Genomic DNA, 16,379 nt, shown 5'->3' on the forward strand with positions numbered 1-16,379 from the left:
GATATAGGATATAGAATTTGGATTTTTGGATGAATCTAATGTAACAAGGACATATTAAAATGCTATGAAAACTTACTTTCCTTCTCTTTAGAATATCCAAATACTTTTCATATAGTCTGATAATTCAGATAAGTAAAGAGAAATAAGTACCTGTTTTTGTTTCCTAGCAATGAATGCGTTATACTAATGGATGAAAGAAGTTTTGGCTATCAAGGAGGAATGCACATGCATATCGAAAGATTAAAAACAGGAATGATTGAAGAAAACTGTTATTTGGTCTACAACGAAGAAGCACTTTTGATCATTGACCCTGGAGAAGATGCGGAACGAATCAAACAAGAAATCAAAAAAACAAACCAACAGCCGGTAGCGATTTTGCTTACCCATACTCACTACGATCATATCGGTGCAGTGGAACCTTTACGCGCGTATTATCAAATCCCAGTTTATGTCAGCCCACTAGAGCAAAAATGGCTAGGTGATCCGATTTTGAATCTTTCTGGACTCGGTAGACATGATGATATTGCTGATGTTATTGTCTCGCCTGCAGAATATGAATTTGAAATGAAAACTTATACTTTAGGAAACATGTCTTTTCGCGTCGTCCCTACCCCAGGGCACTCTATAGGAAGCGTCAGCTTTATTTTTGATGATTTTGTCGTTTCTGGCGACGCCCTGTTTAGAGGAAGTATCGGTAGAACCGATCTGTATACAGGGAATTTAGAACAATTACTTCATAGTATTCGGACCCAGCTGTTTGTATTACCTGATGAATTTGCAGTCTATCCAGGACATGGCGATGCAACGACGATTGAACAGGAAAAAAGGACAAATCCTTTTTTCAATCGTTAAAACGACTTAGGAGGAGAATAAAATGACAGAAACTACACTTTACATCGTACGACATGGAAAAACGATGTTCAATACAATTGAACGAGTGCAAGGCTGGTGTGATACACCCCTCACAAAGCAAGGACAAGAAGGCATTCATTATTTAGGTCGCGGGTTAAAAGATGTCGACTTTTCATTTGCTTATTCTAGTGACAGTGGTCGTGCGATCGAAACTGCCCGTATTATTTTAGGAGAACATTCTAAAGGAAAAGAAATTCCTTATTTTATTGAAAAAAGGATTAGAGAATGGTGTTTCGGGTCTCTTGAAGGTGGATATGACATGGAAATGTGGGGTGTGATCCCTCGTGTATTGAATTTTAAAACATATGATGAAATGTTTACAACAGAAGTTTCTTTTGAACAAATTGCTAATGCTGTATACAACTTAGATACCGCTGGGTGGGCGGAAACTTATGAAACATTGCGAGACCGTATATGGACAGGATTTGAAGATATCGCCCATCACTGCGAAAAAAATGGTGGTGGAAATGTTTTAGTCGTATCTCATGGTTTGACGATCGCCTTTTTGCTTAATCTGATCGATCCTAAACAGCCTGTTCGTGCTGGGCTTTTAAATGGCAGCGTAACAAAGGTCACTTATGCAAACGGTCGATTTTCTATCCACGGCATCAATGATACGTCTTATATCGATAACGGGAAAACACATAGTCGCGACTCGTTTCTATAATGGGGATATTTTATTTTTTACTAGAGAATCATAAAAGGCAAAGTCTGAACGAGGGCTTTGTCTTCTTTTTTCTCTTCGTGTACTTATCTGCTTTATTTCTCAAGTTTTTCTTAATATTAAAAAACAGATTGGGTTTCTCAAAAAATAACGGTATACTATAAGATGTATCTTAATTGGGAAGGAAGGAATTTATGTTTTTTGCAAATATTATCAAAGCAGTGATTCTCGGTATTATTGAAGGAATAACGGAATGGCTGCCCATCAGTAGTACTGGTCATTTGATCCTAGCAGATGAATTCATCAAACTGGATGCCAGTTCACAATTTATGTCGATGTTCAATGTCGTTATCCAATTAGGGGCGATCTTGGCTGTCGTCGTTCTTTATTTTCACAAGTTAAACCCATTTTCTCCAAGTAAATCAACGGTAGAAAAAAAAGATACGTGGACACTTTGGTTTAAAGTGATCGTTGCTTGCATACCAGCCATCATCATTGGTTTGCCTTTGGATGATTGGTTAGAAGCAAATTTCCACAAGTTCTTACCAGTTGCCATTGTTTTGATCGTTTACGGTATTGCCTTTATTATTGTCGAAAAACGCAACAAAAACAAAACACCTCGTTGGACTTCTCTGAATGACTTTACGTACCAAGCAGCTCTTCTTGTTGGGTTATTCCAAGTCTTGGCACTTGTTCCCGGAACATCCCGTTCTGGCGCAACGATCCTAGGAGCTATCTTGATTGGTGCTTCGCGTTTTGTCGCTACAGAGTTTTCATTTTTCTTAGGGATTCCTGTCATGTTTGGCGCAAGCGGCTTGAAGATCGTCAAATATTTAGCTGAAGGGAATTCATTCAAAATGGAAGAAACTGTTGTTCTTCTTGTAGGAACATTCGTATCTTTTGTGGTTTCCGTCTTAGCTATCAAATTCTTACTAAGCTATTTGAAGAAAAACGACTTTACCGCTTTTGGCTGGTATCGTATTATCCTTGGTATCATTTTGATTGGTTATTGGTTTATTGCAATGTAGAAAAAACCAGAACACTTCTCTTATTTGAGAAATGTTCTGGTTTTTTATTTTCTTTAATAATAATCATTATAAATAATAAAAACAACATCAAGCTTAATCACCAAATGATAACCATTATCGTTCTCATTTAGCTGTTATTATTATCAATTACATTTTTATTATGCTATCCTTGTTTTGACAAGGAGGTCTAATAACGATGACTAATCAGAAAAAAGCTTTTGCAGCAACAATCGGCTGCCTTTTATTTATGATCTTCGGTTTTATCTTCGACCGATTCTCTCTTACCATCACCCCACTTTTTTATATCAGTGCCATTATCATCGGTGGATATAAACAAACATCGGAAGGCTTGAAAGAATTGTGGAATGATCGGACACTGAATGTGGATTTATTGATGGCTTTAGCTGCTATTGGTGCCTGTTTGATCGGTAATTACTTTGAAGGAGCAATGTTGACATTCATCTTTTGTTTAAGCGGTGCATTAGAGGAATACACAACTAATAAAAGTCAAAAAGAAATTACTGCTTTGATGAATCTTCAACCACAAAAAGCCCAATTATTAAAAGAAAATGGACAAATGCAAGAAGTAGATGTTTCTCAACTAAAGGTGGATAACTTGGTATTTGTCGCTAAAGGAGCAGCTGTTCCGATAGATGGCTTTTTAGAAAGCACACAGGCAACGATCGATGAGTCTGCATTAAGCGGTGAATCTGTGCCTGTAGAAAAATATTTAGGCGATGAGATGTATGCAGGAACGCTGAATCAAGGAAATCCCATCACGATTCGAGTAACAAAAACGAGTTCCGAAACTGTCTTTGCTAAGATTATCCAATTAGTAGAAGAAGCGCAGAATACGCCAACTCAAACAGCTTCATTTATCGAACGAATCGAAAATAATTATGTAAAATTGATTTTGCTTGCTGTTCCTCTAATGATCCTTCTCCCCCACTTTTTCCTAGGTTGGAGTTGGGATGAAAGCTTTTATCGAGGAATGGTATTATTAGTTGTGGCTTCTCCTTGTGCGCTTGTCGCATCTGCTACACCAGCTTCTCTAGCTGCTCTTTCAAATTCTGCAAAAAATGGGATTTTAATCAAAGGCGGTATCCATTTAGAAAAGCTTTCTGAATTAAAAGCGATTGCCTTTGATAAAACAGGAACGCTCACTAAAGGAAAACCAGTTGTAACTGACAGCTTTTTCTTTGATGAAAAGGATTTGGCACAACAACTTCTTGTTGCTATGGAACAAAAAACGACGCATCCACTTGCTCATGCGATTTTGCAATATTTCGATTGCACAATACCTGAAGAAATCCAATACTTACCAATAGAAGAAATTACTGGTTTTGGATTACAAACTACCTATTTAGGTGCGCAATGGAAAGTTGGCAAGCACGCATATGATCCTGAGACGATGATAATCAGCAAAGAGATTGCGGAAATGATCGAACGTTTGGAAAATCAAGGCAAAACCGTGATTTATCTTTCTAAAGATCAGCAGTTAATTGCTGTTTTAGGTCTGCTAGATATTCCAAAAGCAAATACCCAACAAGTAATTTCCTACTTTAAATCCCAAAACATCCACACAAGTATGATAACCGGCGACCATTCTGGCACAGCAAAGGCCATTGCTGAACAAGTAGGGATTGAACATTACTATGCAAGCTGTACTCCGGAAGAAAAAACACAACTAGTCAAAAAAGAGAATGAACTTTACCAAGTAAATGCGATGGTTGGTGATGGAGTCAATGATGCGCCTGCTTTAGCAGCCGCTTCTTTAGGTGTCGCTATGGGGCAAGGGACAGATGCCGCTATGGATATCGCAGACATCGTCTTAATGAAAAGCGACTTAAATAAATTTGTCTACAGTCATCTGCTATCTTTAAAAATGCGGCGGATCATCAAACAAAATATTATTTTTTCGATTCTTGTTATTCTCTTGTTGATTGCTTCTAACTTCCTGCAATTTTTAAATCTACCTCTTGGAGTTGTAGGACACGAAGGAAGCACAATATTGGTTATTCTGAATGGCTTGCGTTTACTAAGACCTTTACCTGATCTTTCTGATTCTTCAAAAAAATGTAAGTCTTGTCCACTATACAAAGCGCGGCTGTCTTCTGTCAAATAAGCAAAGTGTTTTTTTATGATTTTGTTTATTTTATGAAAAAAACAGCTTATGAATAGGTCTTGAAGGATGAATTCCTACTTTTGCAACTTTCTAAAAACATGTTATGATTGTTTCGAAGAAAGTGAGGAATATATTTCATGGAAAGTTGGCTTTTTTTAGGAATTATTTTACTTGTAGCAATTTTAGCTAAAAATCAAAGTCTGATGATAGCGGCAGCTTTTGTTTTGATTATGAAGCTCATACCAGCCTCCCGTTCCTTTTTCCCTTGGCTGCAAGGCAAAGGAATCAATATTGGGGTGACGATCATCACAGCGGCTATTCTAATCCCTATCGCAACAGGAGAAATCGGTCTACGTGATCTATTAGAAGCCTTTAAATCCCCTATTGGCTGGGTAGCTGTTTTTTGCGGTGGGCTAGTGGCTGTCTTATCTTCCAAGGGTGTAGGATTGATTGCTTCTGATCCACAAATCACTGTTGCACTTGTTTTCGGCACGATTTTAGGTGTTGTCTTCTTAAGAGGAATCGCCGCCGGACCGGTCATTGCTTCTGGTATCACTTACTGTATCTTACAAGTATTTGCTTTAGGAAAATAGAACAAATTTTGTCTATTTTAGGAGATTCTTAACACCCCCAATTTACTGATCCGTGATATACTGACAACGAGGTGATACAATGTTCGAAAAATTAAAGTATTTCATAGGAACAATCGGCTGGTTTCTTCTAGCGGTACTTTTGATTCTGGGCTTAGCTTATCTATTATTTCCTGATTTGATACAAAATGTGTTTGATACTGCTTTTTGATTGACCTATTAAAACGATATAGGGGATGCTCCTGCGATGCAGGGGCTTTTTTTAATCAATGTTTTGTAATAATTTAGGCCATGCCAATGAGACTTCCTATAGAATTCGATGCTCTTTTTTCTTTTTGGCTCTTCTGCTCTTTTTTGTTATACTAGATTACAGTGGACAAAAGAAAGAATGATCGCATCCACTTCAACGAATATCAAAATGGAAGAATTAGTGCCTGTTTTCAGGTTACTTTGAAAAGAAAGGAAGACGCTTGTGGAAACTTTTGAAGGTCTTTTAATTGATACGTACGTTTTACAAGAACAGCCAATGATGCTGACTGGGATCAACTTGCAGCTTGAGGACCGTGTGATCAATGGCCTGCTTAAAGATCGCTATTTGGCAAAATATATCTTACGTTTGCCCCTAAATAAATATGTGCTGGAAGTAAGTGGCAAATGGAACCGTCGGAACCAGTTGGTCATAAAAAAAATGTTGATAAAAAATATCGATGAATACATTAAAATAATCGGTACACCAGAATAGCCTTTACTGATCAAAGGATACTGGTTATAAAATAACTGCAGCTTCTTAATAGAAAAACAAAGAACAACAGGGAATCGTATCCCTTTTCAAAAAAAACTTTGCAAACGGTTCTCTTTGTTATATAATAACTTAGTACCAAACATTCCCATTCAAACTTTGTTTAAATAGATAAATAAAAATCTAGTTTGGTTTGACGCTATTGCCTCCCACAATAGCGTCTTTTTGATTTTTTTCAGCTTGTACTATCCGTTTTTACTGAAAAAAAATCCTAATAAAAGACTGTTAAGGAAAAAAACTTGTCATGTTCATATTGCAAAGCACGCTGCCTTTAGGTATAATAATGAATGTTGAATTATGCGGTAACACGCGTAAGAACTTAAGTTATCGGAGGTGAAACTAATGCCAAACATTGAATCTGCAATCAAACGTGTTCGTACAAGCGAAAACGCTAATGTGAAAAATTCATCTCAAACAAGCGCTATGCGTACTTCAATCAAAAAATTTGAAGATGCTGTAGCTTCAGGTGCTGACAACGTAGATGCGTTATATAAAGAAGCTGTTAAAGCTATTGATATGGCTGAATCAAAAGGTCTAATCCACAAAAACAAAGCTAACCGCGACAAATCTCGTTTAAGCAAAAAAATCGCTAAATAAAAGAATCGGCTTCGGCCGATTTTTTTATTTGTCAAAAAAAGGACAAAAACAAACGACCTTCCCGCATGCTTTGCCCTCGTCTTTCTTCTTATCGATTTCTTAACAACTGCCCTGTGCGCAAAACGAATAGTTGAAAACTTAATTCTTTTTCGATTTGTCCCGTTTTGATTTGATAATCCATCTCAACTAATTGATCAAACAACTGTACCAGCAAATGTTCATCGAATTTTTTTACTTCCTGCATGGCAAGTTTTACACGATATGGATGGATTTTCAATGTTTCAGCAATATTTGCCTGCTGATAACCAATCTTTACAAGAAATTTTGTCTGTAAAAATAAACGTAATTGAGAAAGCAAAATCGCATTAATTTTGATTGTTTCTTCCCCTTGCATAACTAAATCTTCGTATAAACGCAAAGCTTGTTCCGTCTTCCCTTTTAAAATATATTGGGTCATGTCAAAAATATTATGTTCTAACGTTTTAGGAACTAATTCTTCTACTTCTCTTACCGTGATTTGCTGTTGATTTTGTCCATAAAGGACCAATTTCTGTAACTCTCTCATCATTTTGGATAAATCTAAGTCGGTCAACCTCAAGAATAAATCAATTGCACTTCGTTCCATTTTGATTGAGGAATTCTCTAAGGTATTCATCAGATATTGACGTACTTCTTTTTCATTCAACTGTTGGACATTGATGATGATTGCTGTTTTTTTCAATTGTTTCGTTACTTTTTTCCGTTCATCCAACTTTTCATATGGCGCAAAGAATACTAATACAGTCGATTCTAATGGTTCTTTCAAATAAGCCGTCAATAAATCAGTATTTTGTTTGATTCCATTGTTTACTTTTTCACCTGTTAAAAAATAAGGATTCTCTACGAATACTAACCGTTGATCTCCGAAAAACGGCAACGTCTCTGCTTCAGCTACTACCTCATCTAAACTTGCATTTTCCATGTCAAAACTTAAAAAATTTAAGTCATCTTCGCCCTCTAATTGGATTTTTTTGACAATTTCTGTCCGAACTTGATCTTGGAGAAACTTTTCTGTTCCTAAAATCAAGTAACAAGATGCAAGTTTTTCTTTACGTATTTTTTGTAACTCTGCTTGTATACTCAAATTACTCACCACTTTCAAAAATTATCCTACCATGAGCAGATGAGAATTACTAGTCTATCATTGTTTCCACTAGCCCATGAGGATGAAAAACTGGATGCCAGCGATAGGTGATCATTCCTTGTTGATCCGTTCGCCATGTTTTTATCTGATTTTCTTCTAGTGTCTCCAATACTTCGCTGTGCGGGTGACCATAACGATTATTTACGCCGCAGGATATAATCCCATGTTTTGCTTCAATATGGGAAAGAAAATCTGTGTTACTTGACGTACGGCTACCGTGATGACCTAATTTGACTACATCGGCTTTCAGATTAGGATAAATCAAAAGCAATTGTTTTTCCATTGCTTGATTCAAATCTCCTAAAAATAAAAAGCGCCTATTGTTATATTCCATCCATAGACCAATCGAATCTTCATTTCTTCCCTCTCCCTTTTCAAAAGGAGTCAATACATAAAGATCATAATAACCGCTGATCCTGTCCCCATGTTTGATTTCAATGATCTCAGTACCATTTTTTTGAGCTTCAGATAAATGCCTTTGTAATGGCTCATTTCGTCCAGCGCCCCAACCGATATAAATTTTTTTGATAGTAAAATGCTGAGATAACGTGGGTAATTCTCCCACATGATCCGTATCGTCATGTGTCAAGATGAGTTTATCGATTACACTTATCCCCTGACCTTTTAGATATGGAACGATATTTCTTTCAGCAGGAGGACGTATCATACCTTGCGCCCACTTTTCTCTTTCAAAGTGTAACTGACCTCCAGTATCGATCAAAATCGTTTCTTTTCGAAAAGGACTTTGCAAAAAGATACTGTCTCCTTGACCGACATCGATAAAAGCGATCGTTGAAGAAAAGCGTAAAAATGGCAAAGTCAAAAAAATAAAAGAAAAAAGACCAACATAAAACAAGTGTTTCACAGGTTGTTCTTTCAACCTATCCGTACAAATCAGTAATCCGAAAATATACATCCCAGATAGTACAAGGGGCAAACGTCCTATAATGAGAGACGACCCTGAAGAAAAATCGATTATTCGCTCAAATAAGATTAATCCCTCTTCTATCAGCAAAAGTAAAGTTTCCGGCAGCCAGCGATTGAAGAGTGTGAGAAATAACACACCAGGAAGAAAAAGAAACTTGAATACCGGTGCAATCAGTAATGTAAAAAGACTACCTAAAATAGGCCACTCATAAAAATGCCATACAATCAACGGCATCGTGATCATAGTAAACAGGACGTGAGAGGCCGTTTTTTTCAACCAATCTCCATCAAAAGAAATCAGGATAAACAAAAAACTCATGAAAAAACTAAGCTGTCCACCCGCATGAAAAAGAAATCGAGGATCAAATAGTAAAAGAAGCCAAAAGACAACTGCAAATAAGTCCATGGTGGAATAATGCTTATTCAGCAATTTGACTAGCAATCGCAATAAAAACAGCAAACTAGCACGCAAAACAGAAATAGAACTTCCTGCAATAGAAACATAACAGATAGTTAGTAGACTCAACGGAATAATACTGACGTGTAGTGGCCATCCGATACGTCGAAATAAATAATACAGCCACCCTAAATAAAATTGGATGTGTAGACCCGATAGACTGAACAGATGCAGCAAACCACTCTCCCTAAAAATTTCTTCTGATTCTCTGAATCCTGCATCTTTATAGCCCCATAATAAAGAATTAATATATACACTTGTTTTTTGCGGAAATTCAGATTGGACAAAGGAGATAAAAGATCCTCTTTTTCTCTGAAGCCAGTTTCGCCAGTGATTTTGCATGGTGATCTGTTCAATCTTTTGAATTTGGAACCGTCCAGAAATTCTATGGTTCCTGAAGTAAGCTTCTTGGTCAAAATTATAAAGATTCCGCTTTTTTGCTGGAGAGATGAACTCGCCTTCAGCAGTCAATTCTATTCCCTTTCCTCGGAAGTTAAGCCATGTTTTCAATTCTGCTTCTGTGCTTACTTGATAAGAAAGCTGGAGCTTTTGTTTATTCTCTGATAACCTTCCTTCCATTGTCAAAAAATTACCATTTGCACGAATCGTATCTGTAAATACAGTAATTTGCGCAGATGTTGTTTTTTCCTCTAAAAATGAATACTCTTGTAGCCTATAAGAAATGGATACCGTTATGCTACACAAAATACACAAGTACGCGATAAAACGTCCTTCTTTTAGCGAAAACCATAAAAAAATTCCGGCAAGAAGCAAACGATAACCCCAATTGTCAGTGTAATACAACAAACAGATAATCATCGACGTAATTGCCGGAAAAATCAACCGATTTCGAACATGCCTTTCTAAAACGCTAGACATGTTTTCCTGTTAATTCATTTTGAAGTTTTGAAAAATGCTGTGAGTCTAAAGCAACTTGGTGTACAGATACACCTAATTGTTCGATCAACGCTTGGGCATAAGGATCATTTCGATAGTCATGGAGATAATTGATCCCTTTCACACCAGCTTGCAACAAAGCCTTTGTACAGGCCAAACATGGAAAATGTGTGACATAGATTTCTGAACCTTCCGTCGGGATACCAAGTTTTGCACACTGTAGGAGTGCATTCATCTCTGCATGGATCGTTCGCAAGCAGTGTCCATCCACGACGTAACACCCTTCATCTATGCAGTGGACATCTCCACTGACTGCTCCATTATAGCCGCCAGCAATGATCCTTTTTTCTCGAACGAGTGTCGCTCCTACTTCTAAACGTGTACACGTACTACGTAAAGATAACAGTACTGCCTGAGCCATAAAGTACTGGTCCCAAGGAATGCGTTCATTATGTGACTTATCAGTAACTTTTTCTTTATTCGTATCGCATGCTTTTGAAGATTTTTCTAACATGTTTTATATTCCTCCGTTTTTTCAAGTTGATTAAAAAGTACTCATTGCTTAAACAAAATATTCTTTAAATATAACGAATCATCCTGTCTGACAAAAGATCCTAACCTTCACTGCCGAAATGAAGTCCGTCATCCATTAGCCCATTATAAAAATTCTTCGAATCCATTTGTTCAAGAAATTCCGTATAAAAATCGATACTTCACAATCATGGCGTTTTGCTACTTCTGTGAGAACAGAGATATATTCTTTGATCAACTTGTTATTCCGATATTTTTGTTTTGTCTCATCGACTGCTGGTGGCGTGATAAAGAAAGCATGATCAGAACTATAGTCTTTTTTCAGCTGAACTATCATCCACTGCAGATTTTTTGGTACGTTTCTTTAGAAAGTTGTTTATGCTCTGCTAGATCATTCGTCCCAATGAGAATAAATACTTTATCTGCTGTATAGCTAAGTACATCTTTGGCAAAGCGTTCTCGTAGAGCTTGACTGTTATTGCCGCTGACAGCCGTATTCATAATATGAATCCCAGATATTTTATTTTGGAGATAGACATTCAGCATTGGTTTTTTTAATGTTTCTTTGCGAACAATCAAGCTATTTCCTATCCAAAAATACTACCTCCTCGTCCTGCCAAGCTCTTAGAATTGGATTATTCTTAGTATCCATTAGCGTCCATTTATTGCTCGTGCCAGTCGATTTTGAGTCATTCTATTTAATTGTAACGAAGTTTTTTAGTTTTTCAACTGTCTTTTCACCGATACCAGAAATCTCCTGCAGGTCTTCCACTTTCTGGAAGGATCCGTTTTCTTCTCTAAATCGAATGATTTCTTGCGCTTTGACTGATCCGATCCCAGGAATCTGCTGAAGTTCTGATGGAGTGGCTGTATTGATATTTATTTTGGGAGGCTCGGAATCTGCTGTAGGCTGTTTTCCTTCCGAGGATGCCAACTGATCAAGATGTTCTGGCAGCTCTTCACCTACAGCAGGGATATATAGGACTTGCTGATCTTCTATCTTCGCAGAAAAGTTGATTCGATCGCTATCCGCTTCTTCTAATAATCCACCTGCACGCTTTAGTACATCATAGACCCGTTCTTCTGAAGAAAAGGAATAGATACCAGGCTCCTTCACACTTCCTTTGATATCAGTGTACATGACCTTTGGACGAGCATCCTCTTCTACATCGTTTCCTTCAGCTGATGGATCTTCTCCACTGGAACTAAACGGAGAAAGTATTTCTTTTGCAGCAGTCTCTTCTGGTTCTCTATAAAATAGCAAATTTGATAATAAAAAACTACTTGCGATACAAAAGATAAGAACTATCATAGACATCCAAATGATCAATTTGGGTGAAGCTAGTATTTTCTTGCTGATTTTTTCTATCATTGTTCTTTTTCCAAAGAATGACCAGTAAAAATCATTCATTACTCCTTTCATTTAAAATTGAAGAAACAGTGAGCTCTGGCAAAATCGTCCCTTCAACATCTAATTACGTCAATTTTTTCTTTTGTTTTTATTTTTATCGTGAAGATTTTTGACGAAAAAGAGGGGTTGTGACAGAACTCGTGTCACAACCCCTCTTTAATTATTTAGTTTCATTTCATTTTCTCTAGATAGTCAAGCGCTTCTTGTACTGTTTTTACTGGTACGATTTTCATTGAGGAATTCAATTTTTTAGCGGCAGCTTTTGCTTCTTCGTAGTTGGTTTTTATTTCAGGATATTCTTTCTTAACATCGACTGAAATCGTATCATCTGGTGCAAAGAAAATCTCTACGCCAGCTTTATCCGCACTTGCCACTTTTTTATCGATTCCTCCGATTCGGCCAACTTCTCCTTCACTGTTGATCGTTCCAGTTCCTGCAATTTGCTTACCATGTCGCAAGTTTTTACCAGTGACTTGTTCATAGATTTCTAAAGTGAACATCAATCCCGCTGATGGCCCACCGATAGAGCCAGAATTAATACGAACATCTGTATCTGATTCGATCTCGGTATGGTCAGTAAGTGTGATACCTATTCCTGCCTTTTTATCTGTTGGTAACTCGATCAGATCACCAGAAGCTGTTTTTTCTTCACCATTATGCAAATAACTGATTTCGATTGTTTGTCCAACTTTTTGGCTTTTTACATAATCCATAAATGCTTCTGTACTTTGAAAGCTTTTCCCGTCTACTTTTGTTACTGTATCTCCAACTGAAAGCTTGCCAAAGAAATTCGATGTTTTCTCTACACTCATGACATATACGCCTTTGAATTCCATTTTATAAGGCTTGTCTGCAAGTTTTAACGCTTGTTCGATTGCTGCATTTTGGGAAGAATCCATATAATACTGCTGCATTTGATTATATTCTTCATTTGTCGCCCCACCAGTCAATTCTTCTTCACTGATCAATTCTTCAAAAGGGGTCATTTTAGCTTTTAAAGCTAAGAAACCTGTAGCTTGCCTGATACCAACAGAGGTAAGAGAGAAAGACCCAGAACCTTTATCTTCCTTATCATTGACCGTAATTAGTTCTTTCAGATCGATCGTGGCTCCCGGTGATTCTACATAATACGGCAAGGGAACTACTACAAATCCAATGATCAACATTCCAAATATGATAATTAGTACTGTTTTCAACCATTGTTTAGCTTTCATTTGATTCACGCTTTCCAGCTAAAGCTTCGTTAATCACTGGCGGTAAGTAGCTGCTCACATCTCCGCCAAAGTGCAGTACTTCTTTTAAAATACTGGAACTCACGTGACTATATTCTGGTTTTGCTAATAAGAAGACAGTTTCCAATTCATCATATAGATGATGATTCATCTGAGCAATCTCTCGTTCATATTCAAAGTCTTTGATACTTCGTATGCCTCTGATCAACGCATCTGCACCAATCTCTTTTGCTGTTTCTACCGTCAATTGATTTTCTTGATGCATGACTTTTACATTAGGAAGATGAGAAACAGCTTTTGTGATCAATGTCATTCTTTCTTCTGGGGGAAACAAACTTTTCTTTGAAGTATTGATAAAAACACCAATTACTACCTCATCGAATAATTTAGCCGCACGTTCCACCGTATCTAAGTGACCTTTTGTAAAAGGATCAAAACTTCCTGGGAATAATGCACGTTTCATTGATTTCCCTCTTTTCTATAGATAGTTACGGCCGTTATGCCATAAATCTGTTTTCTTATTTGATGGAATCCAGCCACAGTTTCTGGCAATTCGACTGTTTTATCCGTTTCGCATACGATAACTGCGGTTTTAGAAAAAAGTCCCAGTTCTTCCATTTTATGGATTTGATCGATTATTTTTTGTTTTGCATATGGCGGGTCAAGAAACAAGTAGTCGAATTGTTGTTTCTCCGCTGCTAGCCGTTCGATTGCTTTGTCCGCATCAAGTTTTATTGTGGTAAATTTCTCTGGTTCTTTCGTAATTTCGATGTTTTCTTTGATGATTTTTAGCGCTTGGTAATTTTTGTCTACGCATACCGCATGACTGCAGCCTCTAGATACTGCTTCGATAGCTAAACCACCGCTTCCTGCAAACAGATCCAATACTGTCTCTCCATCAAAATATGGTCCAATCATATTGAATATGGATTCTTTTACTTTATCTGTAGTTGGTCTGGTGTTCGCCCCTGCTAAACTTTTTAAACGGCGCCCGCCATAATTTCCTGATATTATCCGCATCTACTCACTCCTTAGAAATGGTACTGGTACTAGTATACCAAAAAAAAGACAAAAAAATACTTGGACAATGATCAAAAATCGATCGTTATCCAAGTTATTTTTTATTTAAAAACTGCTCATAAGAGATTTTTAAAGATGTTCAGCTAATCGGATTTCTGTATTTAGCTCTTCGATTTCGAAACCTTCGTCTTTTAATACTGTTTTGTTTCCTATTTTTTCGGCAAAATTCATTTCGATATCCGGTCGGTAAGAACGTTCTACGTTTCGAACAAAATGTAATTTACGGATTCGTTCTTCTGTTTCTTCAAATGTCTCTTCATTTAAGTAAAGCACGACATATTTCATTCTTCTTGAGACATAATGCAACAAGCCGAACTTTTTCAGATTCTTTAATTGTTTTAAGCTGTAGACCCATACGATCAGCCCGCGTCGTTTTGTTATTTCAAATTCACTATTGTCTAATTGCATGACAATTACCTCCGCATCCAAAGTGTTTTTTCGTTTCAAAAAACGGGCTACCTGCATCTACTTTGATTTCATTAGAAACTTCTTCGGCAAGTACTTGGACAATTTGATCCAACAGACTTTGCAGCTGTGTTTCACTATATCGGAAAGCTGCAACATGCTCATCCATATCAAGCTGTCTTTTTGCTTTTCGAACAGCTCGTTTTTTTTCACGATAATCAGGTGCATACTCACCATATGCCGCTACATTTTCAAATGCTTCTTTCTTAGACAAGAACGCTTCTTTCAACTGGCAAACTTTTGCAGATTCTTCCATTGACTGTTTATGTTCGAGATAAGAAGCCATCGTTTTACTCTTTTTTATCATTTCAGCGACTTGGAGGCATTGATCCTCCAGTTGAAACAGCTCTTCGTTAACGATCACTGCTATCACTACTTTCTCCGTTTTCTTCTTGCAATAAGACTAACATATTTTCTTTAGAAAAAGCAATGCCTACAGAATCCGTTCCCGGGTCCATGAAACGGTCATGGTTGTAAGGATCGCTGTACCAATATAAAAACGAAAAAGTAGCGTCGATCGCCGGATGAATAAATAGCCCACTAGTATTTTCTAATTTTTGTTTACTGATTAACTTCTCCAATTCATCATTCGTCAGTGAGAATTTCACTGTCGTTTGAGCACTGCCTAGCGATTTTTGCCAATCAGCCATACGTTCCTCTGACAATATTTCCTCAGGCCTTGTCAAAAAATCATGTAGTAGCAGCTGACTGTGGTTTTGAAAGGCAAGTGTTTGATTGTATATGGGAAGTTCGTCTTCTCTTCTAAGCATATTTAATAAAGTCGTACTTTTTCGTTCTTTAACACGATTGATTGATTCCCAATCAGCCGATTTATCTGCTTGATAATGTGGAAGGCCTTCACCAAACACTTGATATGGCAATAGTTTCAAAAGACTATCTTTATCTAAATACACAACTGAAAATAGGCTGTTTGTTGTTTGATCAAAAAATAAAATAGCAAAAGTGTCGTTATCAAAAGCAATTAGCGGACGGTAATTCATATCCTCTTCCATTAGTTCGATTCCAACTTCTGTATCATGGTACTCAAAAGTGAAATTAGTATAGATAGTAGTGATTTTCGTAAGATCTTGCATCGTCATCCCTAAATAAAACGGCGCGATATCAGCAGGCCCTGTTTGCAGTACTTTAACAGTTGTGACTCTGCTGTCTTGGATGTTCGCTTCAAATGTGAGATGACTAGCTTTATTTTCATAATATCTTGTTTCAAAACCAAATCCGCTAGTTAATCGATCATAGGCTTGGCCAAAATCCTTTTCCAGCTGATCGATCGGTTTTCCGATATAAGTAGAAAAACCAGTTGCTTTAAGCTCCTGGTATTTCCACGTTGTCATTTGGTTTGCTATTTGTTGATCAGAGTTTTCCTTCACTTCAAGTTTTGGCGGAAACAAGACTGGTTCCATGTAGAATGCCACAATAACTAATAGCAGAATCAGCCAAAACAAACCCAGTCTTTTCATGTT

The 16,379-nt window shown here is 37.2% G+C and carries 20 protein-coding genes; 8 read left to right on the forward strand and 12 right to left on the reverse strand.

Features of this window, described 5'->3' with window-relative positions; all coding sequences use genetic code 11:
• Positions 1-225: 225 nt before the first annotated feature.
• The 8 genes from OS139_RS01370 to rpsT all read left to right on the forward strand — a co-directional run bounded on the left by OS139_RS01370 (position 226) and on the right by rpsT (position 6,715).
• Positions 226-852: an MBL fold metallo-hydrolase gene (locus tag OS139_RS01370; protein WP_002289118.1), complete on the forward strand. Its 627-nt coding sequence runs from the start codon at positions 226-228 to the stop codon at positions 850-852.
• Between the two features lie 22 nt (positions 853-874).
• On the forward strand, positions 875-1,579 hold the full coding sequence (locus tag OS139_RS01375) for a histidine phosphatase family protein (protein WP_002331816.1): 705 nt from the start codon (positions 875-877) through the stop codon (positions 1,577-1,579).
• A 191-nt stretch (positions 1,580-1,770) separates the two neighbouring features.
• Positions 1,771-2,604 carry an undecaprenyl-diphosphate phosphatase gene (locus OS139_RS01380; protein WP_002298973.1) on the forward strand — a complete coding sequence of 278 codons (834 nt, stop codon included), beginning with the start codon at positions 1,771-1,773 and terminating at the stop codon, positions 2,602-2,604.
• Positions 2,605-2,800: 196 nt separating this feature from the next.
• Positions 2,801-4,729: a heavy metal translocating P-type ATPase gene (locus OS139_RS01385; protein ID WP_325066770.1), complete on the forward strand. Its 1,929-nt coding sequence runs from the start codon at positions 2,801-2,803 to the stop codon at positions 4,727-4,729.
• Positions 4,730-4,866: 137 nt separating this feature from the next.
• Positions 4,867-5,322, forward strand: coding sequence for a DUF441 domain-containing protein (locus tag OS139_RS01390; protein ID WP_002289123.1), 456 nt, complete (start codon positions 4,867-4,869; stop codon positions 5,320-5,322).
• A gap of 79 nt (positions 5,323-5,401) precedes the next feature.
• A complete protein-coding gene (locus tag OS139_RS01395; RefSeq protein ID WP_002295511.1) occupies positions 5,402-5,530 on the forward strand; it encodes a hypothetical protein in 129 nt (42 codons plus the stop codon).
• A gap of 261 nt (positions 5,531-5,791) precedes the next feature.
• Positions 5,792-6,061: a hypothetical protein gene (locus tag OS139_RS01400; protein ID WP_002289125.1), complete on the forward strand. Its 270-nt coding sequence runs from the start codon at positions 5,792-5,794 to the stop codon at positions 6,059-6,061.
• Positions 6,062-6,460: 399 nt separating this feature from the next.
• Entirely contained in the window at positions 6,461-6,715 is a 255-nt protein-coding gene (rpsT, locus tag OS139_RS01405) for a 30S ribosomal protein S20 (RefSeq protein ID WP_325066771.1), read from the forward strand.
• A gap of 88 nt (positions 6,716-6,803) precedes the next feature.
• On the opposite strand, the gene holA is transcribed toward rpsT, so the two are convergent.
• The 12 genes from holA to OS139_RS01465 all read right to left on the reverse strand — a co-directional run bounded on the left by holA (position 6,804) and on the right by OS139_RS01465 (position 16,376).
• Entirely contained in the window at positions 6,804-7,850 is a 1,047-nt protein-coding gene (gene holA / locus OS139_RS01410; RefSeq protein WP_016628351.1) for a DNA polymerase III subunit delta, read from the reverse strand.
• Positions 7,851-7,887: 37 nt separating this feature from the next.
• Entirely contained in the window at positions 7,888-10,161 is a 2,274-nt protein-coding gene (locus tag OS139_RS01415) for a DNA internalization-related competence protein ComEC/Rec2 (RefSeq protein WP_002331819.1), read from the reverse strand.
• Positions 10,154-10,693 carry a ComE operon protein 2 gene (locus OS139_RS01420; RefSeq protein ID WP_002295503.1) on the reverse strand — a complete coding sequence of 180 codons (540 nt, stop codon included), beginning with the start codon at positions 10,691-10,693 and terminating at the stop codon, positions 10,154-10,156. Before OS139_RS01420 ends, OS139_RS01415 begins: the two co-directional genes overlap by 8 nt.
• Before the next feature lie 135 nt (positions 10,694-10,828).
• Positions 10,829-11,047 (reverse strand): esterase, encoded by a 219-nt coding sequence (locus tag OS139_RS01425; protein WP_002295502.1) that lies wholly within the window; start codon positions 11,045-11,047, stop codon positions 10,829-10,831.
• Positions 11,044-11,289 carry an SGNH/GDSL hydrolase family protein gene (locus tag OS139_RS01430; RefSeq protein WP_002297231.1) on the reverse strand — a complete coding sequence of 82 codons (246 nt, stop codon included), beginning with the start codon at positions 11,287-11,289 and terminating at the stop codon, positions 11,044-11,046. The genes OS139_RS01425 and OS139_RS01430 overlap by 4 nt, the downstream gene beginning before the upstream one ends.
• Before the next feature lie 115 nt (positions 11,290-11,404).
• Complete coding sequence (locus OS139_RS01435; protein ID WP_325066772.1) at positions 11,405-12,133, reverse strand: helix-hairpin-helix domain-containing protein; 729 nt, start codon at positions 12,131-12,133, stop codon at positions 11,405-11,407.
• 158 nt (positions 12,134-12,291) lie between these two features.
• Positions 12,292-13,335: a SepM family pheromone-processing serine protease gene (locus OS139_RS01440; RefSeq protein ID WP_002298980.1), complete on the reverse strand. Its 1,044-nt coding sequence runs from the start codon at positions 13,333-13,335 to the stop codon at positions 12,292-12,294.
• The gene (gene coaD, locus OS139_RS01445) at positions 13,325-13,816 is read right to left on the reverse strand and encodes a pantetheine-phosphate adenylyltransferase (protein WP_002295492.1); all 492 of its coding nucleotides are present in this window, start codon (positions 13,814-13,816) and stop codon (positions 13,325-13,327) included. Before coaD ends, OS139_RS01440 begins: the two co-directional genes overlap by 11 nt.
• Positions 13,813-14,373, reverse strand: a complete 561-nt coding sequence (gene rsmD, locus OS139_RS01450) for a 16S rRNA (guanine(966)-N(2))-methyltransferase RsmD (protein WP_002295491.1) — start codon at positions 14,371-14,373, stop codon at positions 13,813-13,815. Before rsmD ends, coaD begins: the two co-directional genes overlap by 4 nt.
• Before the next feature lie 129 nt (positions 14,374-14,502).
• On the reverse strand, positions 14,503-14,841 hold the full coding sequence (locus OS139_RS01455; protein WP_002295490.1) for a YlbG family protein: 339 nt from the start codon (positions 14,839-14,841) through the stop codon (positions 14,503-14,505).
• Positions 14,825-15,271, reverse strand: coding sequence for a YlbF family regulator (locus OS139_RS01460; protein WP_002295488.1), 447 nt, complete (start codon positions 15,269-15,271; stop codon positions 14,825-14,827). The genes OS139_RS01455 and OS139_RS01460 overlap by 17 nt, the downstream gene beginning before the upstream one ends.
• Positions 15,252-16,376, reverse strand: coding sequence for a CAP-associated domain-containing protein (locus tag OS139_RS01465; RefSeq protein ID WP_002331820.1), 1,125 nt, complete (start codon positions 16,374-16,376; stop codon positions 15,252-15,254). The genes OS139_RS01460 and OS139_RS01465 overlap by 20 nt, the downstream gene beginning before the upstream one ends.
• Between the last annotated feature and the right edge of the window lie 3 nt (positions 16,377-16,379).

Source organism: Enterococcus sp. E4-223 (assembly GCF_035727065.1).
In the GTDB taxonomy this organism is placed as follows: domain Bacteria; phylum Bacillota; class Bacilli; order Lactobacillales; family Enterococcaceae; genus Enterococcus_B; species Enterococcus_B faecium.